The 23,354-nt window shown below is 70.3% G+C and carries 23 protein-coding genes; 13 read left to right on the plus strand and 10 right to left on the minus strand.

What is annotated here, in order from left to right; genetic code table 11:
- Position 1: 1 nt before the first annotated feature.
- The gene (locus Acor_RS23985; protein WP_170317053.1) at positions 2-1,294 is read right to left on the minus strand and encodes a cytochrome P450; all 1,293 of its coding nucleotides are present in this window, start codon (positions 1,292-1,294) and stop codon (positions 2-4) included.
- Positions 1,295-1,836: 542 nt separating this feature from the next.
- On the opposite strand from Acor_RS23985, the gene Acor_RS45545 reads away from it, so the two are divergent.
- On the plus strand, positions 1,837-3,855 hold the full coding sequence (locus Acor_RS45545; RefSeq protein ID WP_155338979.1) for a cellulase family glycosylhydrolase: 2,019 nt from the start codon (positions 1,837-1,839) through the stop codon (positions 3,853-3,855).
- Between the two features lie 163 nt (positions 3,856-4,018).
- Here Acor_RS45545 and Acor_RS23995 read toward each other — a convergent pair whose 3' ends face one another.
- The gene (locus Acor_RS23995; RefSeq protein ID WP_155338980.1) at positions 4,019-4,372 is read right to left on the minus strand and encodes a hypothetical protein; all 354 of its coding nucleotides are present in this window, start codon (positions 4,370-4,372) and stop codon (positions 4,019-4,021) included.
- A 163-nt stretch (positions 4,373-4,535) separates the two neighbouring features.
- On the opposite strand from Acor_RS23995, the gene Acor_RS24000 reads away from it, so the two are divergent.
- Positions 4,536-5,537 (plus strand): ketopantoate reductase family protein, encoded by a 1,002-nt coding sequence (locus Acor_RS24000; RefSeq protein WP_155338981.1) that lies wholly within the window; start codon positions 4,536-4,538, stop codon positions 5,535-5,537.
- Here Acor_RS24000 and Acor_RS24005 read toward each other — a convergent pair.
- Complete coding sequence (locus Acor_RS24005) at positions 5,525-6,301, minus strand: tyrosine-protein phosphatase (protein WP_155338982.1); 777 nt, start codon at positions 6,299-6,301, stop codon at positions 5,525-5,527. The genes Acor_RS24000 and Acor_RS24005 overlap by 13 nt on opposite strands.
- A gap of 139 nt (positions 6,302-6,440) precedes the next feature.
- Here Acor_RS24005 and Acor_RS24010 point away from each other — a divergent pair, with 139 nt between their 5' ends.
- On the plus strand, positions 6,441-7,484 hold the full coding sequence (locus tag Acor_RS24010; protein ID WP_170317054.1) for an alpha/beta hydrolase: 1,044 nt from the start codon (positions 6,441-6,443) through the stop codon (positions 7,482-7,484).
- Between the two features lie 59 nt (positions 7,485-7,543).
- A complete protein-coding gene (locus tag Acor_RS24015) occupies positions 7,544-7,750 on the plus strand; it encodes an EF-hand domain-containing protein (protein WP_155338984.1) in 207 nt (68 codons plus the stop codon).
- 3 nt (positions 7,751-7,753) lie between these two features.
- On the opposite strand, the gene Acor_RS24020 is transcribed toward Acor_RS24015, so the two are convergent.
- Together Acor_RS24020 and Acor_RS24025 are read right to left on the minus strand one after the other, a co-directional pair.
- Positions 7,754-8,971, minus strand: a complete 1,218-nt coding sequence (locus Acor_RS24020; protein WP_155338985.1) for a hypothetical protein — start codon at positions 8,969-8,971, stop codon at positions 7,754-7,756.
- 43 nt (positions 8,972-9,014) lie between these two features.
- Positions 9,015-10,118 (minus strand): NAD(P)/FAD-dependent oxidoreductase, encoded by a 1,104-nt coding sequence (locus Acor_RS24025; protein ID WP_155338986.1) that lies wholly within the window; start codon positions 10,116-10,118, stop codon positions 9,015-9,017.
- Between the two features lie 34 nt (positions 10,119-10,152).
- Here Acor_RS24025 and Acor_RS24030 point away from each other — a divergent pair, with 34 nt between their 5' ends.
- From Acor_RS24030 to Acor_RS24070, 9 genes are all read left to right on the plus strand, one after another.
- Complete coding sequence (locus Acor_RS24030; protein WP_155338987.1) at positions 10,153-10,788, plus strand: IclR family transcriptional regulator; 636 nt, start codon at positions 10,153-10,155, stop codon at positions 10,786-10,788.
- Between the two features lie 73 nt (positions 10,789-10,861).
- Positions 10,862-12,022 carry a homogentisate 1,2-dioxygenase gene (locus Acor_RS24035; RefSeq protein WP_155338988.1) on the plus strand — a complete coding sequence of 387 codons (1,161 nt, stop codon included), beginning with the start codon at positions 10,862-10,864 and terminating at the stop codon, positions 12,020-12,022.
- On the plus strand, positions 12,023-13,057 hold the full coding sequence (locus Acor_RS24040) for a fumarylacetoacetate hydrolase family protein (RefSeq protein WP_155338989.1): 1,035 nt from the start codon (positions 12,023-12,025) through the stop codon (positions 13,055-13,057).
- A gap of 26 nt (positions 13,058-13,083) precedes the next feature.
- Positions 13,084-14,265: a L,D-transpeptidase gene (locus Acor_RS24045; protein ID WP_155338990.1), complete on the plus strand. Its 1,182-nt coding sequence runs from the start codon at positions 13,084-13,086 to the stop codon at positions 14,263-14,265.
- Positions 14,266-14,321: 56 nt separating this feature from the next.
- The gene (locus Acor_RS24050) at positions 14,322-14,753 is read left to right on the plus strand and encodes an NfeD family protein (RefSeq protein ID WP_155338991.1); all 432 of its coding nucleotides are present in this window, start codon (positions 14,322-14,324) and stop codon (positions 14,751-14,753) included.
- A 50-nt stretch (positions 14,754-14,803) separates the two neighbouring features.
- Positions 14,804-15,838: an SPFH domain-containing protein gene (locus Acor_RS24055; RefSeq protein WP_422664832.1), complete on the plus strand. Its 1,035-nt coding sequence runs from the start codon at positions 14,804-14,806 to the stop codon at positions 15,836-15,838.
- Between the two features lie 44 nt (positions 15,839-15,882).
- On the plus strand, positions 15,883-16,062 hold the full coding sequence (locus Acor_RS24060) for a hypothetical protein (RefSeq protein ID WP_155338993.1): 180 nt from the start codon (positions 15,883-15,885) through the stop codon (positions 16,060-16,062).
- A 313-nt stretch (positions 16,063-16,375) separates the two neighbouring features.
- On the plus strand, positions 16,376-16,765 hold the full coding sequence (locus tag Acor_RS24065; protein ID WP_155338994.1) for an anthrax toxin lethal factor-related metalloendopeptidase: 390 nt from the start codon (positions 16,376-16,378) through the stop codon (positions 16,763-16,765).
- A gap of 19 nt (positions 16,766-16,784) precedes the next feature.
- Complete coding sequence (locus Acor_RS24070) at positions 16,785-17,021, plus strand: hypothetical protein (protein WP_155338995.1); 237 nt, start codon at positions 16,785-16,787, stop codon at positions 17,019-17,021.
- Between the two features lie 21 nt (positions 17,022-17,042).
- On the opposite strand, the gene Acor_RS24075 is transcribed toward Acor_RS24070, so the two are convergent.
- From Acor_RS24075 to Acor_RS24090, 5 genes are all read right to left on the minus strand, one after another.
- A complete protein-coding gene (locus tag Acor_RS24075; protein ID WP_155338996.1) occupies positions 17,043-18,668 on the minus strand; it encodes a GTPase family protein in 1,626 nt (541 codons plus the stop codon).
- Positions 18,665-20,377: a P-loop NTPase family protein gene (locus Acor_RS24080; protein ID WP_155338997.1), complete on the minus strand. Its 1,713-nt coding sequence runs from the start codon at positions 20,375-20,377 to the stop codon at positions 18,665-18,667. Before Acor_RS24080 ends, Acor_RS24075 begins: the two co-directional genes overlap by 4 nt.
- Positions 20,378-20,445: 68 nt before the next feature.
- Positions 20,446-20,571, minus strand: a complete 126-nt coding sequence (locus tag Acor_RS45550; protein WP_281353254.1) for a hypothetical protein — start codon at positions 20,569-20,571, stop codon at positions 20,446-20,448.
- 500 nt (positions 20,572-21,071) lie between these two features.
- Positions 21,072-21,500, minus strand: coding sequence for a MarR family winged helix-turn-helix transcriptional regulator (locus tag Acor_RS24085; RefSeq protein WP_218034446.1), 429 nt, complete (start codon positions 21,498-21,500; stop codon positions 21,072-21,074).
- Between the two features lie 32 nt (positions 21,501-21,532).
- The gene (locus Acor_RS24090) at positions 21,533-23,059 is read right to left on the minus strand and encodes an MDR family MFS transporter (RefSeq protein ID WP_155338998.1); all 1,527 of its coding nucleotides are present in this window, start codon (positions 23,057-23,059) and stop codon (positions 21,533-21,535) included.
- Positions 23,060-23,354: the final 295 nt, after the last annotated feature.

The following is a 23,354-nucleotide window of genomic DNA, read 5'->3' on the forward strand; positions in this document are numbered from 1 at the left end:
GTCACGCCCGCTCGATGGGGAGCAGGGCCATCTCGACCTTCCGGGCGGGCCGTACGGACGGAGCCGGGAGCGGCTTGAACGGGCCGGGGTCGACGAGCACCGGCTGGTAGCGGCTCAGGATGGCCGCCACCATGAGCGGCGCCTCGATGTAGAACAGATGCTGGCCGAGGCAGAGGTGCGGGCCGCCGCCGAACGGGAAGTAGGCCCACCGGTGCCGCCGCTCCTGGTTCTCCGGCGCGAACCGCTCCGGATCGAAGACGAGCGGGCGGTCCCAGAACTCCTCCAGCCGGTGGGTCGCATAGGGGCTGATGAGCACCTGCGAGCCCGCCTTGATGCGCACGCCGCCGAATTCCTCGGTCGCCATGGCCATCCTCGGCAGGATCCAGCCGGACGGATAGAGCCGCAGCAGCTCCTGGAGGACCATTTTGGTGTACTTCAGGTCGGGCAGGTGCGAGGGGTGTACGGGATCGCGGCCCACGACGCGGTCGATCTCCTCCCGCAGCTTCGCCGCGACCTCCGGGTGCTCCCCGAGCACGGGCCAGAGCCAGGTGAGCGCCGTGCCCGTCGTCTCCGACGCGGCGCCGTAGATGCTGACGAGGTCGTCCCTGATCTGCTGGACGCTGATCTCCTCGCCCTGCTCGTCGCGCGCCTGGCACAGCGCGGACACGATGTCCTTGCCCTCGCTTTGTTCCCGGCGGGCCTGTTCGATCACGGGGAGCATGACGTCGTCGATCGTCTTGATCGAGGCGAGGAAGCGCCGGTCGCCGGGCACCTTGATCGAGTAGGGCGCCGAGGGGAACAGCATCCGGAAGCCGAAGGAGGTGGCCGCCGTCGTATAGGCGGGGGCGACCCGATCGGCGTCCAGGTCGGAGATCCGGCTGCCGAACAGGACCTTGACGACGGCCTTGTTCACCACCCGGGCCATCTCGGCGCCGGCGTCGATGGGCTTCCCGCTCTGCTCGTACGGCCTGAGCGCCTCGAAGCCCTCGTTGATCGTGTCAGCCAGACCCTCGCTGAGCGCGGTCACGTACCTGGCGGTGAACAGCGGCTGCAAGATCTTCCTGCTGGACTCCCAGCCGGGGCCCTCACTGAGAATGCTGTGGCCGAGCAGCCGTTCGAGGGGCTTCCAGAACATGCCCTCGCGCAGGTAGTTGGACCAGTTCCCCTTCATGACGTGCTGGACGTGATCCGGATGGCTGATCAGGTAGGGGCGGAAGGCGCCGAGATCGAGACGGACGATCTCCCCTCCCGAGGCCATCCCGATCTCCGCGAGCCCGTTCACGGGATCTCGCATCAGCTTCGGGAGGAGACGGTGCAATCGGATGAGCCTTGCCTGCTTCGCTGGCCTCGCGGTTAGGTCGACGGACATCGCGGACGCTCCCCAACATTGATGATGTGCACACCAGGCGGCCCGGCGGAGGGGCGCCTGAAACGGTCCAAGCCGCGATCACCTCGGAGGGCGCCCTGCGGTGGAGCCGAAATGGTCGGCCATCGGAACCGGATGGACGTTCAGTAGTCCGGCGATTACCTCCAGTTCGTCCTCTCACATGACCCATGTCGCCGAAGTTATGTTTTTAGACGCCAGCGACACCACTGGCGCAGTATCACATGATCAATTCCGATTGATCAATATTGCAGTGCGGTGACACTTATGTAGACGAGTGACCGAAATACATGGATCGGTCCCAATTAGGGGGTATTGGGCGGTAAGTGACGTGCGTTACCTGCGGTAATGGCCTAGGCGAAAGGCGGGCAGCCTGGTTGGATCTTCTCGGGGCTTGCCGGTGAAACGCGTCAGCCAGTAAAAGTGAAACATTCTCGCGTTACGGGAGCACCATGACGACGACCCCCGCCTTCCGCGCCGCCCGCGCGGGAACGATCGCGCTGGCGTTGCTGCTGCTCGCGGGGGCTGCTCTGGACCCTTCCAAACTGGTTGCTCTCTACTCATACCCGGGCGGTCACCGGCTGGGCTCCATGCTGGTCTACCTCCCCCTGTGGCTGGCCGGGTTCGCGGCCGGCTGCTACGTCCTCCTCCAACGCCGCGGATCCGGATTTTTCGTGACTCTGGGCGTGCTGGTGCTGTCGGCGATGGTCGCCCGGTTCGCGGCGTCGCTGGTGAGCGTGATCGGGGCCATCCCGGCCTGGTCGACCGTCCGGTTCGTGGCCTGGTCGACGGGATTCACCGGATTGTTCGTCGGGCTGCTCGGCTGGCCGGCCGCCATCCCCGCGTGGCTGATGCTGCGCCGCGAGACCCCGGGCCCGGCCGGCAAGCCGGTGCCGGAGCTGACCGTGCTGGCCGCCTTCGCCGGGATCGGCGGCCTGCTCCTGCTCAGCCGCGCCTGGTGGACCCACTCCCCCGTCGGGTACGCCTTCGGCGAAGGCTGGTGGTTCGTCGCGCCCACCGCGGAGGCGGGCGTCGTCGGCGGACTGCTCGGCCTGGGCGCGTTCCTGGCGGGCGTGCACGTGACCGCGCCCCGGCTGGCCCAGGGCCCGCACCGATCACGCGCCTTCCTGGGCGCCTGGATGGCCGGGGTCTGCGGCGGGCTCGGCCTGGGCCTGGCGCAGAGCGTGCTCGCCCTGTTCGCCAGTGGCCCGGCCGACAGCCTGGGCTCCGACCGCTGGGTGCTCCCCGCCACCCTGCTCCGCCTCGCCCTCGGCCTCTCCTACGGCGCGACGATCGGCCTGGTCGCCGCCACCGCCCTGATCGCGCTACCCGTCTCCCTGCGCGCCCCCCGGCTGGCCAAGTCCCCCGCTGCCGCCGTCACCACGATGGCCCTGTTCAGCCTGCTGACGATGCCCCCCACGGCACCTATGCCCGTCGCCGCGACCACCACGGCGGACCAGCTGCCCCGGTTGTCGGTGTCCGCGCCCGCGATCGTGGACGACCGCGGCAGCCACGTCTTGCTGCGCGGCGCCAACCTCGACCTGCCGCTGACCGAGGACGACCTCCAGAAACTCGCCGCGAAGGGTGCGAACGTCGCCCGCCTGGGCATCTCCTGGGCGCTGCTGGAACCCACCCCGGGCGTCTGGGACACCGGTTACCTGGCCAGGATCAGGGAGGCGGTCGACTGGGCCGAGGACGCCGGCATCTACACCGTGCTCAACCTGCGCCAGGACCGCGCCCCGACCGGCCTGTACGCCACCTGGGGCCGCCTGGCCGGCGAGTTCGCCGGCGAATCGGCCGTCGCCGGGTTCGACCTGATGAACGAGCCCGCCACCGGCGAGCAGCCCCCGCTCACCTCGTCCCTGCTGCTCGGCAAGGACTACGCCGAGGCCATCGCGGCGATCCGGGCCGCCGAGCGCGCGGCCCGCGGCTTCCCCCACCTGATCTTCTTCCAGCCCAGCGCGCTCTGGTCCGAGCTGGGCTTCGACGCCGCCCCGCCGCCAGGCTTCAGCCCGGACCCGAACCTGGTGTTCGCCCCGCACCCCGCGCCGGACTCCACCCTGGTCGCCCCCGAGCGCGGCCTCGCCCTGGCCGCCAGGATGGCCGGCCGGTACGGCTCCGCCCTCTGGATCGGCGACTGGGCCGGCGACCCACGCCGCCACGCCGCCGCCGAGGACGAGGGCCTGATCGGCGGCGCCGTCCGGGCCACCGCGGACCCGCCCGCCTCCCGGGCCTACCCCCGGGCCGCGCCCGGACGCCTGACCTCACTCTGGTCGGGCGCCGAACGGCGCGGCCTGCGCCTGTCCGGCACGGGCGGCGGCGGCCACTGCGACCTGGACGTCTGGGTGCCAGGCGAGGAACGCCCCGCGGTCGCCTCCACCGGCATCACCAGCATCGCGTTCCGCGAGGTCCCCGGCGGATGGCGGATCTCCGGCTGCCCGGCCGGCGACTACCGCCTTGAGCTGGTGTAGGTCAGCCGGTCGAGGTGACGAGGATCGCGATGCCCAGCAGGATGGCGACCGGGATCAGCCAGACGACGACCTCGACCGCGAACTCCTTGTACATGTCGTTCCTCTCCGTAACCTGTGACTTTTTCGTTCGGCAGCATATTAGGTAGACCGAAATGCCCGCTGTCTAGAGGGGCACGAGCGCGTACGCGACCTGCCCGGAGCCGAGCGCGCCCGCCTCGTAACCGACCGCGACCAGCACTCTCCGCCGCGTCCCCGCGGTGTAGATCCAATCTCCGTCCACCGGCCGCCGAAAGGTCTGTCCGTCCGGCAACTCGACTGCCACCTCTTCGTAACCAATCTGCACCCGGAACCCCATGGGTTCTTGCGTCACGGCCCCCGGCGCCGGATCAAGCCCGAGTTCGAGCGCCAGCGACGGCATCAACACCGGCCCACGCGGATCCGGCGTCTCCAGCAAAAGCACGGCTTCGTCGTCAACGGAGCCCGCGGCCCGCGTCACAATCGCCGTCATGTAGAGCATGTTCCCGGAGGCTAGCAGTCAAATTGGCCGCGCCTCCGGCACGGCGGGCTTGGCCGCCCCTTAGCCGGTGTCTTCCCTCGTCACTCCGGCCGCTCCGCGACCTGCGTTCCTCAGTCCAGACACCGGCGCGGCCAAGCCGAGTGGGAGTGGGAGGATGCAAAACATGCGATACGTGATTATTGGGACAGGGGCCATCGGCGGGACGATGGGCGGGCGGCTGTTCGAGAGCGGCCACGACGTCGTGTTAGTGGCCCGGGGAGCGCACTACGCGGCGCTGCGGGACGGCGGGCTGCGTTTCGTCACGCCCGGCCATTCGGCGACGCTGCCCATTCCCGCGGCCCAGGGCCCGCAGGACGTCGAGCTCACGAGCGACGACGTGCTCGTGCTGGCGGTGAAGACGCAGGACACCCAGGCGGCCCTGGACCTGTGGGCGGGCGCGCCGGTGCGGGGCGGCGGCACGGCAGGGGAGCGGCTGCCGATCGTCTGCGCGCAGAACTCGGTCGAGAACGAGCGCCTCGCGCTCCGGCACTTCACCCGCGTGTACGGCATGCTCGTCTGGCTCCCCGCCCTCCACCTGGAACCCGGCACCGTGGCCGCGTACGGCGCGCCGCTGTCCGGCCTGCTCCCCCTCGGGCGTTATCCCCAGGGTGTGGATGACTTCTCCGCCCAGGTCGCCGAAGCCCTGAGCAAGAGCTTCTTCACCAGCTGGGCCGACCCCGACATCATGCGCTGGAAGTACGCCAAACTCCTCGGCAACCTGGGCAACGCGGTCGAGGCCCTCTGCGGCCCCGGCCCCGGCCGGGAGACCGTGCTGGCCAAGGCGGTCGCCGAGGGCCGCGCGGTCCTGGACGCGGCCGGGATCGGCTACGCCACACCCCAGGAGGAGCAGGACAGGCGCGGCAACCGCGCCGACCTGGCCCCGATCGACGGCGTCCGCCGCCCCGGCGGCTCGTCCTGGCAGAGCCTGGCCAAGGGCAGCGGTTCGATCGAGGCCGACTTCATCAACGGCGAGGTCGCCCTGCTCGGCCGCCTGCACGCGGTCCCGACCCCGGCCAACGTGGTCCTGCAGCGGGAGGCGAACCGGTTCGCCCGGGAACGCCGCGAGCCGGGCTCGATGCCGATCGAGACCCTGATCGACCTGATCGACGCCGGTCAGCCCAGGTAGAGGGCCCGCAGCCCCGCGACCTCCTGCTCGGACAACCCCAACCCCTTCACGACATATCCATAAACGTCAGTGAATTCGTCGTCCATCGCGGCGAGTGACGTGGCCAGGTACTCCGGGCGGACCTCCAGCAGCAGCCGGATGATCTCCGGGTCCATGCCGTGGTCCCTGGCCAGGCCGAGGATCAGCGTGAACTCCTCGCGCAGGCGGTCGTTGCTGACCAGGTAGTCGGCCATCACCTGGTCGCGGTCGACCCCGAGCAGCATCAGCAGCACGGCCGACGCCCAGCCGGTGCGATCCTTCCCGGACGTGCAGTGCACCACCGTGCCGGGCTCGGCCAGCCGCCTGAGCAGCTCGCCGTACGCCTCCCTGGCCGGCGGCGCGGTCACCAGGTCGCGGTAGATGTCGGTCATGAAGGCCGACGCGGACTCCGGGGAGCGCAGCGCCGGCGCGCCGGTCGGATCGGCGAACAGCGAGCCGAAGTCCGACCCGGGCCGGCCGCCGCGCTGCACGTCCAGCACCTGGTAGCCGATCCCGTCCGGCAGCGTGTTGGGCTGCGCGGCCCGCTCGGTCTCGGTGCGCAGATCGCAGACCAGCCGTACCTCGCAGGACAGCAGCAGGTCGCGGTCGGCGTCGGTGAGGCGGTCCAGCGCGCCGGAGCGGAACGCGAGGCCGGCGCGGACGGTCCGGCCGTCCGCGGTGCGGTGGCCCCCGACGTCGCGGAAGTTGGGCGCCGTCGTCAGGCGCGGCCCGATGATCTTCTCCACGCCCCGAGGCTACCGCACCGGCCCCGGCACGGTCGGAACCCGCTGTACACACTCCTTTGCGTACCGTTTCCGCATCCGTTGGGTGAATCCACCCAAATACCGCTTTACGGGGACGCAGAGGCGATCTAGTTTCAGTCCCGTGGACGTGGAGCGTCGTGAGGCCGCCGAGCGGTACGACAGCGCGCTCCCCGATGGGATCAACGTCATGCGGGTGTGGACGCCCCGCGATCCCGACTACCTGCGCAAGCGCCTCGGTGACGACGGCCTGGCGGTCTGGGCTGAGGACGACGTGCTGCACGTGGTGTGGCGCGGCGTGGCCCGGCGGGTGGAGCTGATCGGCGGCATCCGGCCGCAGCTGTGGCCGGTGGAGGGCGCCGACGACCTGTGGGAGGCCTCGCTCCGGATCCGCCGCCTGGACGAGGCCGTCATCGACGTCATCCCGTGCGTCGGCGGCGCGCGCGCCCACCTGGACGAGGCCCGCTGGCACGGCCCTGAGGCGATCGATCCCCGCCCGGTCGCGCACGCCCTGGTCGGCACGGTGGAACGGCACGAGGTGGAGTTCGCCGGCCGCCCCCGGGCGATCACCCTCTACCGCCCGCCGATCGCCGGCGGCCTGGTCCCGGCCTGCATCGTCGCCGACGGCGGCTCGGTCGGCCTGTTCGCCCGTACGGTGGAGCCGGCGATCCTGGCCGGGGCGTTCCCGCCGGTGGTCCTGGTGGGGATCGACAGCGACCACGGCTCGGGGGCCTACCCGGATCCGCGGGCCAGGGAGTACCTGCCGGACGCCGATCCCGACCGGTTCGCGGCGCATCTGACCTTCGTGGTCGACGAGGTCATCCCGTGGGCCGAGGAGCAGTTCCCGGCCTCGGGGCACTGGATGAGCGGCGGCTACTCCAACGGCGCGGTCTGGGCGCTCACCGCGGCGCAGCGGCGGCCCGACGTGTTCACCGGCGTGGCCGCGCTGAGCCCCGGCATCCCGCCGCCGGCCGAGGTGCACACGCTGGGCAGGCACTACCTCGGCGCGGGCACCCTGGAGCCGGGCTTCCGCTCGGCCGCCGCGGAGTGGGCCCGCCGGCTGGCCGGAATCGACGGCCGGGTCCGCCACGAGGAGTGGATCGGCGGCCACGACCACTACTGGTGGACCCAGCGTTTCCCGACCGCCCTGGAATGGCTGCTGGCATAGCCCTGCTTCATCGCCATATATCCGACTAAGGTGCTGATCGCGAAACCTGAGGAGGATACATGTCTGAATACGCTCCGACCTTCAGCCTGGTCGACAGTGACGGGGACGGCCTGATCTCCGCCGAAGAGCTGGTCCGGCTCGCCGACCTGCTCGGCCAGCCGCTCGGCGAGGACGGCGCGGAAGCCGTCATCCGCAAGGTGGACGGCGACGGCGACGGCCTGATCAACCTGGAGGAGTTCGGCGGCTGGCTCCAGTCGACCCGCTAGGGCTCACGCCGCGATGTACACCTGGCTGAACACCTTCGCCAGCTTGGCGAGGTCGTCGGTGCCGGGCGTGTAGAGGGTGGCGAGGCGACGCTGGAGCGGTGCGAGCTTCTCCAGCTGGGCCCAGGTGGCGGCCGGAATGCCGTGCACGGTGCCCTTGACGTCCAGGTATCGGGACCAGACGTTGACCGTCGCCGCGCCGTCCTCCAGCGGCAGCACGATCCGCTCGGCGGTGGCGGCCTTGGCCTGCGCCGAGGTCAGCGAGCCGCCGACCAGACCGGCGTCCTCGGCGCCGACCTGGACCAGGGTGTCCCAGGCGCGGGCCTTGACCTGGATCCACTGGTTCCGCCTGGCCTCCAGGGCGCTGATCTTCCACTGGCCGTAGCCGGGGGCCATCCCGCTGTCCAGGGTGAGCTGGTCGAGCTTGCCGCCGGTGAGCAGCGGCTCGATCACGGCCGGGGTGAGCAGCGGGTACTGCTTCGCCATGGCCTGCACGCAGCCGGCGTGGCCGCCGCAGGCGAACTCGGGGACCACGGTGTGCACGCCCAGCTTCCTGCCGGGGGCGATCTCGCGCAGCGCGGCCGAGGCGGCGGTGACGAACTTGGTCAGCTCCGCGGCGGTAGTGAAATTGGCGTTGTAGCCGAGCTGGGTGGTGAACCGGATCCCGGCCACGCCCGGCTGGGCGGCCAGCGCGCCGACGTTCTTGACGGCGGCGGCGAACGCCTGCTCGCCGGCCTTCCAGTCGTCGGCCAGTTCGGTGTCGATCCAGACCCGCAGGTCGTTCTCGCCGGCCAGCTCGACCGCCTGCCCGGTGGGGGTGGCCGCGGCGGCCTCGACCTCGTCGGGTTCGACCGTGCAGGTCGTGCCGGGCGGATCGCAGACGACGTCGCCGCCGTCCTCGGCCGGTCCCGCGTCGGTCTCGTCGAAGGCGTCGCCGTCGCCGGTGGGGCAGGGGCCGTCCGTGCAGGTGATGTCGAGCTCCACCCAGCCGGCCCCGTACGGCTCGGCCTGCTGGAGGTTGCCGGCGTCGTCGGCCAGCCAGCCCATGGCGATCGCGAGGGCCTCGTCGGGTTTGGCCAGCCAGCGGCAGACCACGTACGAGGGGGTGCCCGCGGCGAGCTGGTCGTTGCAGGATTCACCGGCCGAGAACGCCGTGGAGCCCGGGAGCCACACCGAGATCGCTGCCGTGATCGCACCGATGGCCGCAATCCGCCGTAAACGCATCTTCACTCCAGGATTCCTCGTGATCGCCCCGACAGTATAGAGATCAACCGGTCTGGCCGCTGGTGCGAAGACCGCGCGTCGCCGACCGGGGATGCAGGCCGAAGCGGGGGTCGGGTTCGGCGCTGCCGTCGAGGATGTCGGCGAGGTAGTCGGCCAGAGCGGGGGCGTGTTTGAAGCCGTGGCCGGAGTCGCCGCCGAGCACCCATTCGCCCGCGCGGACTTGGGCGATGATCCATTCGGCGTCGGCGGTCAGCGCGTACTGGCAGACCTGGCTGAACAGGACGGGGGCCGCCGCGAGGGCGGGGAAGCGGCGGCGCAGGTAGTCGCGGGCCAGGGTCTCGCTGGCGGGGAGGATCTGGCGGGTTCCGGTGGCCGGGTCGTAGGGCGGGCCCTCGACGTCGCTGGTGGCCTTCATGCCGAGGCCGTCGAGGTCGCCGTGGCCGTAGGCGGAGCTGTCGTACTCGGCGTAGGCGGGGATCGACGCCCAGGCGGCGGGGGCGTCGAAGTGCAGGGTGTCCTGGCGGGTGACGGTGAGCGGGAGGTCGAAGAGGGCGGGGAGCCAGGCGCCGCAGGCCCAGACGACGCGGTCGGCGGTCCGGGTCTCGCCGTCCACCCGGACACCGCCGCCGGGGGCCGGGCGGGCTTCGGCGCGGACCATGGTGACGCCGGCGGCCTGGGCCAGGCGGGCGGTGAGCTGGGTGGCGCGGCGGGCGCGGAGCACGCCGGAGCGGGGTTCGCGCAGGACGAAGGACAGGTCATCGCCGCGGAAGTCGGGGAAGGCTCGGCCGGCGTCGGCGGGGTCCAGCACCTCGAAGGGGATGTCCAGATTTTTCAGGACCTGGGTGCTGGCGGCTTCCCAGCCGTGCTCCTGGCGGGCGAACAGCATGACGCCGGTCTCCAGGAACACCTCCTCGCCGGCGCGTTCGCCCAGGCGGCGCCAGCCGTCACGGGCTTTCCAGGCCATCCGGGCATACCAGTCGTCGTGACCGTGCGAGCAGCTCAGCAGGCGGGTCTCGCCCGCGCTGGCCTGGCGGAGGTGCCCGGGGGCGTACTGCTCGATCAGGGTCACCCGCCAGCCGGACTCGGCCAGCCGCAGCGCCAGTGACGTCCCCCAGATGCCTGCGCCCACCACGATTACGGTCCTCATCGGGCCAGGGTGCCATACCGGCCATAATCGAAGAATGGCGGCCGAGGCAGCGCAGACGTTGGAGCGGGGGCTGCGGCTGTTGCGCGTGCTCGCCGATGGGCAGCGCGGGCGTACGCCCACCGAGCTCGCCGCCGAGCTGGGGTTGAGCCGACCGGCGGTGTACCGGCTGATCACCACGCTCCAGCAGGAGGGGTTCGCGCGGCGGGACGCGGAGGGGCTGGTTCATCTCGGGTTCGGGGTGCTGGTGCTGGCCCAGGCGGTGCAGCCGCTGCTGCGGGCTGCCGCGCTGCCGACGCTGCGGAAGCTGGCGGAGCGGGCGGGGGCGACCGCGCATCTGACCGTGGCGGAGGGCGGCGACGGGCTGGCGATCGCGGTGGTGGAGCCGTCGTGGACGGACATGCACGTGGCCTATCGGGAGGGGTCGCGGCATCCGCTGTCGAAGGGCGCGGCCGGGCTGGCGATTCTGGCGCGGCGGGCGGGGGCCGACGGGTTCCAGGCGTCCGCCGGGCAGTTGCAGGAGGGGGCACGCGGGGTGGCGGCGGCGATTCCGGAGCTGCCGTGGCTGGAGGCGTCGGTCGGGGTGATCACGTTCGGGCAGCTGGACGTCGAGGCGACCGGGGAGCTGGTGCTGGGCGCGGCCCGTGAGCTCGCCGACGCGCTCAATCGTTGACAGGACGGCCAGTCCGGGGCAGTGTCGTACGTATAGAGGACAAAGGTGTCCGCTATCCGGACGTGGAGGACTCATGCCGTACTACCAGCGGGTCGGGGAAGTGCCGCGGAAGCGCCATGTGCGGTTCCCGAAGCCGGACGGCGGGTTGTACGCCGAGGAGCTGATGGGCGAGGAAGGCTTCTCGTCGGACTCGTCGCTGCTCTATCACCGGTACGCGCCCACGGCGATCGTGAAGGCGGAGGCCGTACCGGCGCTGGCGGGGGGTGAGCTCGCGCCGAACATGCCGCTTTCACCACGACATTTCCGGACTCAGGATTTGGGGTCGGGCGGGGATCTCGTCTCGGGGCGGCGGCTGCTGGCGGGGAACGGGGACGTCCGCATCGCGTACGCGGCCGGGGACCTGCCGAGTGAGCTCTACCGCGACTCGATGGGCGACGAATGCGTGTACGTCCAGTCCGGCCGCGCCACCTTCGAATCCACCTACGGCGCGATGGAAGTCGGCGAAGGCGACTATGTCGTAATCCCGACCGGGACGATCCACCGCTGGGTCCCCCACGGCACGGTCACCGCGCTCGTCGTCGAAGCCGCCGGGCACATCCGCCCGCCCAAGCGCTACCTCTCCCAGTACGGCCAGTTCCTGGAGCACGCGCCCTACTGCGAACGCGACCTGCGCCTGCCCGCCGAACCCCTGCTCACCGAGGGCGAGGACGTCCCGGTCCTGGTCAGAACCCGGGGCGGGCTGACCAGACTGACCTACCGCAACCACCCGTTCGACGTGGTCGGCTGGGACGGCTGCCTCTACCCCTACGCGTTCAACATCGCCGACTTCGAGCCGATCGTGAAGCGCACCCACGCCCCGCCGCCGGTGCACCAGACCTTCGAGGGCCCCGGCTTCGTGATCTGCTCGTTCTGCCCGCGCCCGCTGGACTTCCACCCGGACGCGGTGCCGATCCCGTACAACCACCACAACGTGGACTCCGACGAGTTCATGTTCTACGTCGGCGGCGACTACAGCGCCCGCGCCGGTTCCGGCATCGACGTCGGGTCGATCTCGCTGCACCCGGCCGGGTTCACGCACGGGCCGCAGCCGGGCGCGGTGGAGGCGGTGATCGCCTCGGGCGCGACGACCACCAGTGAGCTGGCCGTCATGATCGACACCTTCCGGCCGCTGGACCTGGGCGCGGCGGCGCTGGCCTGCGAAGACACCGACTACGCGTGGACCTGGGCCCGGTAGATGTTCGGACTGGACAACCTGCCGTACGGGGTGGCCGGGGACAGGGTCGTGGTCAGATACGGGGACCACGTCCTCGATCTGGCCGCCGCCCTGGGCGACTCCGAGTTCCGCTCGCCGAGCCTGAACGCGTTCCTGGCGCTCGGGCGTCCGGCCTGGCGGGCGACCCGGCGTCGGATTCAGAGTGTGCTCCGGGCGGGCAGCGAGCACCTCATCCCGCTGGCCGAGGTCGAACTGCGGATGCCGTTCGAGGTGGCCGACTATGTCGACTTCTACTGCTCACTGGAGCACGCCACCAACCTGGGCCGCCTGTTCCGGCCCGGCGAGGAGCCGCTGAAGCCCAACTGGCGGCATCTGCCGGTCGGCTATCACGGCAGGGCGGGCACGGTCGTGGTCTCCGGGACGCCGATCCGCAGGCCGTACGGGCAGATCGGCGGGCCGGAGTTCGGGCCGACGGCGAAGCTGGACATCGAGGCGGAACTGGGGTTCGTGGTCGGCGTCGGCACCGAACTGGGCGACCGGCCGGGCGCGTTCGAGGACCACGTGTTCGGGGTGACGCTCGTCAACGACTGGAGCGCGCGGGACATCCAGTCCTGGGAATACGTCCCGCTCGGGCCCTTTCTGGGCAAGTCGTTCGCGACGTCGATCTCGCCGTGGATCACGCCGCTGGAGGCACTGGAGCACGCCAGGGTGCCGGGGCGGGCGCAGGATCCCGAACCGCTGGACTATCTGAAGCGCGGCGCGCCCTGGGGGCTCGACCTGCGGCTGCGGGTGGAGCTGAACGGGGAGACGGTAAGCGAACCGCCGTACCGAGGGATGTACTGGACGCCCGACCAGATGCTCGCCCATATGACCGTGAACGGCGCTTCGCTGCGGACCGGCGATCTGTTCGCCAGCGGCACCGTTTCCGGCCCCGACGATCCGGGTTCGTTCATCGAGGGGAACCGGCCGTTCCTGCGCGACGGCGACACGGTGACGATCAACGCGACCACCGTCTCCGGCATGTCCCTCGGTACGGTGTCCGGTACCGTCACTTAGCGGGATTGGTTCGTTACTCTGGGAATATGCGTCACGTGGGCTGGCAGCTGACCGTTCTCGTTCTCGCCGGGTGCTCGTCGGTGACGGCGGAGACGCGGGCCCCCGCTCCGGTCATCACCATGTCACCGGCCGCCGACGACCTCCGGGCCCGCCCGGACCGCGGCCTGGTCGTCCAAGCCCGGTACGGCACGCTGACCGCCGTCACCGCCTTCGCCGGCGGGAAACAGGTCCCGGGCGCCTTCAGCGGCGACCACACCGTCTGGCGCTCCACCTGGACGCTGCCCCCCGGCACCGCGCACGTCGTCAACGCCACCGCGTCCGGCGCGGGCGGCGCGGCCCGCCACGCCGCCCGCTTCCGGACCCTGCCCGCCGGACCCGGCGGCGGCGTGTCCATCGACCCGCTGCCCGGCGAGACCGTGGGCGTCGGCATGCCGATCATCATGAGGTTCACCACCCCCATCACCGACCGAGTCGCCATCGAACGCGCCTTGGAGGTCAAATCCGACAAACCAGCCGAAGGCGCCTGGCACTGGTTCAGCCCCACCGACGTCGTCTACCGGCCACGCCGCTACTGGCGGCCCCGCCAGCGCGTCGAACTCACCGCCCACCTGGCCGGCATCCGCCTCGCCCCCGGCGTGTACGGCCCCGCCGACCGCACCCTCGCCTTCACCATCGGCCGCAAGATGACCAGCACCGTCGACACCCTCACCCACCAGATGCTGGTCCGCCGCAACGGCGAACTCATCCGTCGCGTGCCCATCAGCGCCGGCAAGGGCACCAGCTTCGAATACACCACCAACAGCGGCACGCACCTGACCATGGGCAAGGGCAACCCGGTCCACATGACGTCCCCCGGCCGCGGCCTCGGCGAGCCCGGCTACTACGACCAGACCATCTCGTACGCGGTCCGGATCTCCGACAGCGGCGAGTTCGTGCACGCGTTCAACAACATCTGGGCCCAGGGACGGCAAAATGTCAGCCATGGTTGCGTGAACGCGTCGCCCGCCGAGGCGGCCTGGTTCTACGCCAACGCGCTGCGCGGCGATCCCGTCCTGGTCACCGGAACCAGCCGGATCCTGGAACCGGACAACGGCTGGGGCTTCTGGCAGCTGTCGTGGTCGGCGTGGCTGACGGGAAGCGCACTCCACGCCACAAAACCTGTGAATTCGTCCACGAGCCCACTGCTTCCCCACGTTTATGACATGTAGCGTGAAAAGTGGAACCCCACAGAGGTGGAATCCGTTGAACGCTATGGAGGCGGGCAATGGACTCGTGGATCGTCTGGCTGGTCCTCGCGGCGGCACTGGGCGTCGCGGAGATCTTCACGTTGACCGCCGCACTTGGGCTCATCTCGGTCGCGGCGCTGCTTACCGCCGGCGTGGCGGCTGTCGGGCTGCCGCCCGGCCTGCAACTGCTCGTCTTCGCTCTGGCCTCGGTCGCCGGTGTGGTCGGCATCCGGCCGATCGCCCAGCGGCACATCCAACAGGCTCCGGCCCATCGGTTCGGAGTGTCCGCGATCGTCGGCAAATCCGCGTACGTGACCCGGGAGGTCACCGGCCGCGACGGCCGGGTCCGCATCGGCGGGGAGGAATGGTCCGCGCGGGCATATGACGAGACCCTCGTCATCCCTGTCGGCGCCACCGTTGACGTCTTCGAGATCGAAGGAGCCACCGCGCTCGTCTACCCCCGGGAGTGACCATGGAAGTCGCCCTGCTCGTTGTCCTAGTCGTCGTCGTGCTGTTCGCCATGACCACGGTGCTGCGGTCCGTACGGATCGTGCCACAGGCACGCGCGGGCAACGTGGAACGGCTGGGGCGGTACCACCGCACCCTCGAACCCGGGCTGAACTTCGTCATCCCGTACGTGGACCGGGTCCGGCCGCTGATCGACCTGCGCGAGCAAGTGGTCTCATTCAAGCCGCAGCCGGTCATCACCGAAGACAACCTGGTCGTGGACATCGACACCGTGCTCTACTTCCAGGTCACCGACCCGCGGGCGGCGTCGTACGAGATCGCCAACTTCATCCAGGGCGTCGAGCAGCTGACCGTGACCACGCTGCGGAACGTGGTCGGCGGGATGGACCTGGAGATGACGCTCACCTCGCGTGACACCATCAACAGCCAGCTGCGGGGCGTGCTCGACGAGGCCACCGGGAAGTGGGGCATCCGGGTCAACCGGGTGGAGATCAAGGCGATCGACCCGCCGCGCAGCATCAAGGAGGCGATGGAGAAGCAGATGCGCGCCGAGCGCGACAAGCGGGCCGCCATCCTCACCGCCGAAGGCTTCCGCCAGTCCCAGATCCTCACCGCGGAAGGCGAGAAGCAGAGCGCGATCCTCCGCGCCGAAGGCGAACGCACCTCCCAGATCCTGAAGGCCGAAGGCCAGTCCCAGGCGATCGACGAGGTCTTCCAGGCCGTCCACCGCAACGACCCCGACCCGAAACTACTCGCCTACCAGTACCTCCAGATGCTCCCCCAACTCGCCCAGGGCCCCGGCAACACGTTCTGGGTCATCCCAAGCGAGGTCACCTCAGCACTCCAGGGCGTCTCGAAGGCCTTCACCGAAGCACTCCCCCAGTCCCCGGCCACCCGCGAACACCGCCCAAGCCAGGCCGGCAGCGAAGCGGTCGCCGAAGCCGAACGCGCCGCCGCCGAAGCAAAGGCAGTCGCCGACCAGCCATTGGGGATGCCGCGCTCGATCGAGTCCGCCAACGCGGTGGCCGACGCACTCAAGGAATTCACGGCCCAACCCGAACCCGCCGAAAAGCCCCGGGACAACTGACAGCAGTTCACGGCACGCCGCCGCCTGAACCCGGTGGCGTGCCGATGGCCCAACCCGAACCCACGGCGGACAACTGGTCGATCAGACGTGGCCAGTTGGCACCAGAAGCGCACCCGGCTCGCCGCTCGCACCTCGTCCAGGCGCACGGCGCGCTGCTGTCGGCTCCCGTTTGGGAGCGCTACGGACTACCGAGGGAGATCCGCAGCGAGCACAGCCTCGCGTGAACCGGCGTGAATACAGCCCGCCGGTTCTCCAGGCGAAATGACCATGTGCTGGGAGCGCCCGGGGCAGAATGGGCGCTCGTGGCTTCCCCCTCCTGTGTCTGCCGTGGGCAGCGAACACCCACCCCATTCCGCGTGATGGCCGGCGACACTGTGGGGTTCTGGAACGAGTGCTGCGCCGTCAGTGGATACCGAGCGGCGACATGCCGCCTGCGGCTGAGCTCATCCACATGGTGGACGATCTGGCCAATCTTCCGTCCATATCGCCACCCGGCTGGCGGAGGAACTCGACGCGATCTGGCTGGGGCCGGGCGCGGTGCCCGATCTTGATGATCTCGGCCATCTGCGTGGACAGGCCACCGGGTCGGGAGGGGCTCGCTGGGATGTCGTGCCGGGGATGTGCACGGGCCGGGTCATCGCCATCGGCACCAGCGCGCATGTGTCGGCCAGCCTCGTCCTTCACGAGGTCGGGCACGCCCTGGACATGTGGGATGGAATGTCGTCCTCAGCGGAGTGGACCACCGTCATGAAGATGATCAGTCCGCACATTCAGCACCCGCGATATCTCGACACGGTGGAGTGGTTCGCCGAAGCCTACGCCCTGTGTGCCTCCGGGCAGGCCAGCCGCCTTCTGCGCATGCTCAATGGTCAAGAGAATCTCGCAGCGGTAGTCTGGGGATACTCTCGTCGGCACTACGGCGTCTAGGGAGGGAGGGGCGAACAGCATGTGGACCACTATCCGTAGGGATGATGGCACCCTTCTGGCACCCTTCCACGTTGAGACTCCCGACGGCTGGCACGCCGATGGCGGGGTCGAACTCCGGCCCGGTGACCTTGGCTACGAGGAGCACGCGGCCACCGCGATCGCCGAAGACGAACTGCAGGGTGACCCGGAGCAAGATGCCCTGCTCATCGCCAGGTGGTCAGCACTCAACGACGCCGATTCCCGCAAATCCGCCTAGTGCGGCGCCGGATAGCGGCGATCAGCTGGCGGCCTTGGTGATTGCTTCGGTGAATTTGCGGAAGCGGATTAGTTCTTCCTGGGCTGGGGTGAGGACGAGCTTTTCGCCTACCTCGGTGACGCTGGATTGAAGGGCTTTGCCGGCTTTGCGGGCGCGGCGGCGTCCGCCGAGCCAGGCCGCGACCCGGGAGAGCAGCGCGACGATGAGTCCGGCGAGTGCGCCGCCGAGGAGGAGCGCGGTCGGCCACGGTAGGCGGCCGATCGTCGGGGCGGTCGCTTCCGGGAGTTGCAGGTAGCTGAGGCCGAAGTAGGCGAGTAGCCAGAGCGCGCCCACGATCATGGCCGCGAAGAGCAGCCACTGCACCAGGCCGACCGCCCGCCACCAGTGCGGGCGTCTGGACGCGCCCAGTGACGTGGTCGCCACGGCCTGGTCGAGGGTGTCGGCCAGGTCGTCGGTCCGGCTCCGGGCCGCCTGCCGTACCGCTGTCGCCCACGGTTCCGGGACTCGGGCGGCGACGTCGGAGCCGACCTGCCTGATGGCCGTGTCCAGTTGGGAGCGCTGCACCGCCGTCGGGCTGGGCAGCGACGTCCGCCCGGCCACCCAGACATCGCTGGACGAACCGCCGGAGGACGGCGTCAGGTGGAAACGCCGCAGCGGATCAGGACGGAACCGGCGGACCCAGCGGGTGATCGGCCAGCCGGTGGCCGCGATCGCACGATGCCGGTGGGCTTTGGCGACGGCCTCGACGACCAAGGGCACGCCCGCGGCTTCCGCGAGCGAGCCCGCGAGTGGCTTCGTGAGACGGTCGACGGAGTCCGTGGCGGGTTCGCCGGTGAGGTTGGCGGCCTCGGCCAGGGTGTCGGCGGCGGTGACCACGTCGGCGGTCAGCCGTCCGGCCCAGGCGCGGCGGCGGGCCACCTTCTGGGTGAGCAGGCCGCGCAGCTCGGTCAGGCCCTGCCCGGTGCGCGTGGACGCGCCGATCACCGGGACTCCGCCCAGACCGTCCTCGGCGAGCAGGCGTCCGAGGTCGTCCAGGCAGCGCCGTACCGCCGTGCCGGGCAGCCGGTCGATCTGGTTGAGCACGATGACCGTGACGTCCTTGTGGCGGGCCAGCGGGCGCAGATATCGCTCATGGATGGCCGCGTCCGCGTACTTCTGCGGATCCAGCACCCACACCAGCAGGTCCACGACGGCGACCAGCCGGTCGACCTCCAGCCGATGGGACAGCTCGATCGAGTCATGGTCGGGCAGGTCCAGCAGGATCAACCCCGACAGCGGATTGTCGCCGCTGCCCATCACATGCCGCCGCGGCACGTCCAGCCAGTCCAGCAGCGGCCCCGACCCGTCCGGATCCCAGAGCGCCGCCTGCGCCTTCGACGTGGTCGGCCGGGTCACCCCCACCGACGCCAGCGCCGACCCCGTGAACGTGTTGAACAGCGACGACTTCCCACTCCCCGTCGCCCCCGCCAGCGCCACCACGGTGTGATCGACCGACAGGCTCCCCCGTACCCCGGCCCGCGCCACCACGGCCCGCGCCTCCGCCACCACCGCCCCGTCCAGCCGCCCCTCGGCCAGCTCCGCCGCCGCCCCCAGCGCCCCCAGCCGCTCCTCCAGCGGCACCTCCCGCTGCCTGCGCAGAATCTTCACGCCGGCAACTCCCGTTTCCGCTCCTGTACGGCTCTCGCCGCCGCCCGCAACTCCCCGGAATCCGGCGTCCCCAGCCCATCGAGCAGCGCCGTGAACCGGCTCTCCTCATCGTCCAGCAGGGAACGCACCCGGGCCCGCAGATCCGCCCGCGCCTGATCGGTGAGCTTGCGCACCGCCTGATCGCCGAAAACCGCTTCCAGCAGCTTCTGGCTGAGCACACTGGTACCGCCCGCGATCCCGATCTCGATCCCCGTCAGGCCACCGGTGGACGCGAACACGGCCAGCATCAGCAGCAGCCCGAGCCCGTTCACTCCGAACGACGCCGCCCTGGCCGAACTGCGTTTGCCCGCGCCCTCCGACCTGACGAGATCCAGCACGTACCCCTGCCAGTCGCGGACCGCCGCGCCCGCCTTCACGGCCAGGTCGTGCGTCGACCGCCCCAGCCGTCCCGCCGTCGCCACCCCCGCGCGTTCCAGCAGGTCCCGCCCCGACGGCGTGGCCAGCCACGCCTCCACCGCGCGCTCCGCCGAACCGTCGGCGGTGGCCCGGATCAGCGACTCCACACCGCTCTCCAGGGCCGTCCTGAGCTGCCGGTCCGGCGCGGGCCTGCCGGTGACGACGGCCACGATCCGGTCCCGCAGCCAGCCGACCCGGCTCTCCAGGGAGCGCATCAGGTCGCCGGTGCCGATGAAATCCTGCCAGCGGGCCAGGACCTCACCGCGGAGCAGGGTGCCGTCCCGCATGCCCTCGTCGAACCCGCTCATCCCCACGTCGTAGCTGCGCTCCGCCATCCCGCGCAGCTCGCCGATCCCCAGCCGCTGCCGGTCGGCCGCGTCCGCCAGCGCGGGCACCCGCACCGCCAGGCTGTCCAGCGCCCCCGCCAAGGTCTGCCGCACCACGTCCCCGCGCGCCCTCGCGTCCGCGGACAGCGCCGCCAGCCATTCCTTGACCGGCCGTACGGCGGTTTCCGGCAGGCGGGCGTTCTCCGCCGGCAGGATCAGCTCAGGCACCACGAACAGCGGCGTCTCGCCCAGCCCGTTCGCCGCCAGTAGCCGCCGCAGGTCCTTGCTCACCGGGTCGAGCGCCTCCGCCGGGACCCGCTGCAGAATGATCCCCAGCGCCGTGCTGCGCTCCTTGGCTGTACGGAGGAATCCCCACGGCACCTCGTCGGCGTACCGGGACGCGGTGGTGACGAACAGCCACAGATCGGCGGCGGCGAGCAGCTGAGCGGCCAGCTCACGATTGGCGAGGACCACCGAGTCGATGTCCGGCGCGTCGAGCAGGGCCAGCCCCTCCGGCAACGCCACCGTCTCAACGATCTTCAACGTGCCCGGCTCGCCGACCCCCGCGCCCGTGACCCTCGGCAGCCCCGGCAGCACATGCGTGGCCGTGAACCAGGCCGCGTCCCCCGGATTGGCCACCAGCGTCGGCGCCAGCGTGGTCGGCCGGAGCACCCCCGGCACCGTCACATCCGCCCCCACCAGCGAGTTGACCAGCGTCGACTTCCCCGCCCCCGTCGACCCTCCCGCCACCGCCAGCAACGGCGCGTCGATGGCCGCCAGCCGCGGCAGCAGGTAGTCGTCCAGCTGCCCCGTAAGCTCCTTCAGCGCACGCCGATCAGCCGCCACATCCCCGATCGCCAGCGGGAACAGGTCGTAGTCGAGCCTGCTCCGCAGACCACGCAGAGCCGTCAGCAGCTCATCGGCCATGCCCCCGACCTTCCCTGAGGATGGCCTCGGCAACGCCCTACCGACCACGAATTTGCCGAGATATCGCCTTATGCGCTCGACGAGGGGCTGGCCGGCATCAGCGGCCGGCACTTCTCCAGTGCCTTCGCCACCTTCGGATCGGCCTGGTCGAGATCCTGAAGGCCGCGCACTTGGTCGACCCCGTTGTCCTTCATGCAGCTACGGAAGGCGTTGAGGGCGGAGTCATCGGAATTCCCGCGCCTTCCCGGCCCACCGGACGGCATCAACGATTGGCACGCCTCCATCGCCTTCTGCGCCTCCGGTCCCATGGCGCCGAAACCCCCCTGACCCCTCTGACCACCTGGCCCGCCGCTCGACCTTGGGAACGGGGACCCACTCGGCCGCGGCAACGGGGACCCGCTTGGCCGCGGAGCCGGGGTCACCCCATGTTCGCGCAGGCAGTCGGTGAACGCCGCACGCTGATCACCCGAGGGTTGTGCGCCGGTGGGCACGGCGGCCTCCCCGCCACAGGCGGCAGAGGCCAGCACGACAACGACGACGGCGACGATCCGAAGATACGCGATCACAGAGCAGACTCCCGTGTGCTCGGGGCCGGGGGGTTCCGGCCAGACCCATCCCAGAGCATGCGATTAGGAACCCCTTGAACCCTGGCTGTGAGTCACCTGTCAATCCCGAAGGTCACAGAGGCGAAGCGTCAGGGCTGCATTGTGCCGAGTGTCCTGTTGTAGAGGCCGAGAGCGTCGACGAAGTCGGCCAGGCTCTCGTCCGGCCAGTCCCCCAGTTTGTGGTCGAGTCGTCGGCGCAGACCGGCGGCGGCGTCGGCCACCTGTTGTGCGGCGGTGTCGCCGGCCGAGATCAGGGTCGCGCGACCGTCGGCGGGGTCCGGGCCGCGGACGATCAGGCCGAGATCGGCGAGATGGGCCAGGAGGCGGCTGACCGCGCCCTTGTCGAAGTCGAGGTTCTCGACGATCGACGTGGCGCGGGCGGGGCCGTGCTCGGTGAGCCAGACCAGGATGAGGTAGGCGGCGGGCTGGAGTTCCGGGTGCACCCCCCGCGCGTGCTCACCGATGACGCATTTGATCCGGCGCAGCAGGATGGCCATCTCGCTTTCGAGACGGCGCAACGAGTCGATCCGGCTCCTGGTCAGCGTATCCCCTAGACGGCGGTGGGCTCGGCAGCGACCGGTTCGGCGGAGTGCAGGGTCGTGCGGAGCGGGACTTCCTTGATGAACAGGACGCACACTAGCGCCAGCACGGCGAAAGGCACAGACACCAGGAACAGCTCGGCGATCGAGGCCCCGAAGGCGTGCTCGAACACCGCCCGGATCGGCGCCGGCAGCGAGCTGAGATCCGGGATGCCGTGCGACTGCTGCCCGCCACCGGCGACCCCCAGGTCCTTGAGACCACTGGCCACCCGGTCGGAGACCTGCGCCGTCAGCAGAGCGCCGAGCGCGGCGACCCCGACGGTGCCACCGATGGAACGGAAGAACGCCACGAGCGAACTGGCTGCACCCAGGTCCGCCGACGACACGATGTTCTGCACGGGCAGAACGAGATTCTGCATGGAACCTCCGACGCCGATGCCGAGCAGGGCCATGAAGACGCCCACCCACACCAGGTTCGTGGTCTCGTCGATCGTGCCGAGCAGACCGCAACCGGCCACGACGAACAGCATGCTCGCGATGAGCCAGCCCTTCCACCGGCCGGTCACACTGATGGCCCGGCCGCTCGCGACACTCGAAACGAGCAGCCCGCCGACCAGCGTGATCGACATCAGACCGGCCTGGGTGGGCGACATGCCGCGAGCCAGCTGGAAGAACTGACTCAGGTACACGGTCGAGGCGAACATGGCCACGCCCACGAACACCGAGGCCAGCGTGGCGAAGACGATCGTCCGGGCCTTGAACAGGTGCAGCGGGATCACCGGCTCACGGGCGACGCGCGCCTCCACGTACACCGCGACACCGATCAGGACCACACCCCCGGCGACCAGCAGAGCGCTGGTGCCCGAAACCCACTCGTACTGGTTCCCGGCGAGCGACACCCAGACGAGCAGCAGCGAAACGCCGGCCATGATGAGGGTGGCGCCAAGGTAGTCGACGCTGACATCGCGCCTGACCACAGGCAGGTGCAGCGTCTTCTGCAGCAACACGAACGCGGCGATCCCGAACGGCAGCCCGATGAAGAAGCAGCCACGCCAGCCGAGCGCACTGTCGGCCACCAGCCCGCCGATCAGCGGACCGCTGACCGTCGCCGCCGCGAACACGGCGCCCATGTAGCCGGAGTATCGCCCCAGGTCACGGGGGCTCACCATACTCGCGATCACAATCTGCACCAGCGCCATCAGACCACCGACGCCGAGCCCCTGCACGAGGCGGGCACCGATGAGCGTCCCCATGTTCGGCGAGACACCCGCCACCAGCGAGCCCGTGATGAAAATGATGAGCGACAGCTGAACGAGCAGCTTCTTGCTGAACAGGTCGGCGAGCTTGCCCCAGATCGGCGTGGTCGCCGTCATCGCCAGCAACGTCGCCACGATCACCCAGGTGTAGCCGGTCTGGCTCCCCTTGAGATCGGCGACGATACGCGGCAGCGCGTTGGTCACGACGGTGCTGGAGATCATCGCCACGAACATCGCCAGCAGCAGACCGGACAGGGCCTCCAGGATCTGACGGTGAGTCATCTGATATGACGCCTCGGGGCCGTCGACCACCAAGGACTGTGCTTCGGACACGAGCACTCAATTCATCTAGGTAAAAGGTTGACATTAGTCAACCATGAGAGCGTCAAGCACCCGGGAACGGGGTGCCAGCAGCAGACTCCCCGCGGGGTTGGACGAAGCAGCCACGTCCCCATAGAAACCAAGACCGTCAGACGGCGACGCAAGGGGACGGGCAGAGGCCCGCAACGAACAAAAGGGCGGGCAGGTGGGACAACCACGTCCCGGCGAAGCCGACATCGCCGCCAAGGCGCCCGTC

This window comes from Acrocarpospora corrugata, from assembly GCF_009687845.1.
In the GTDB taxonomy this organism is placed as follows: domain Bacteria; phylum Actinomycetota; class Actinomycetes; order Streptosporangiales; family Streptosporangiaceae; genus Acrocarpospora; species Acrocarpospora corrugata.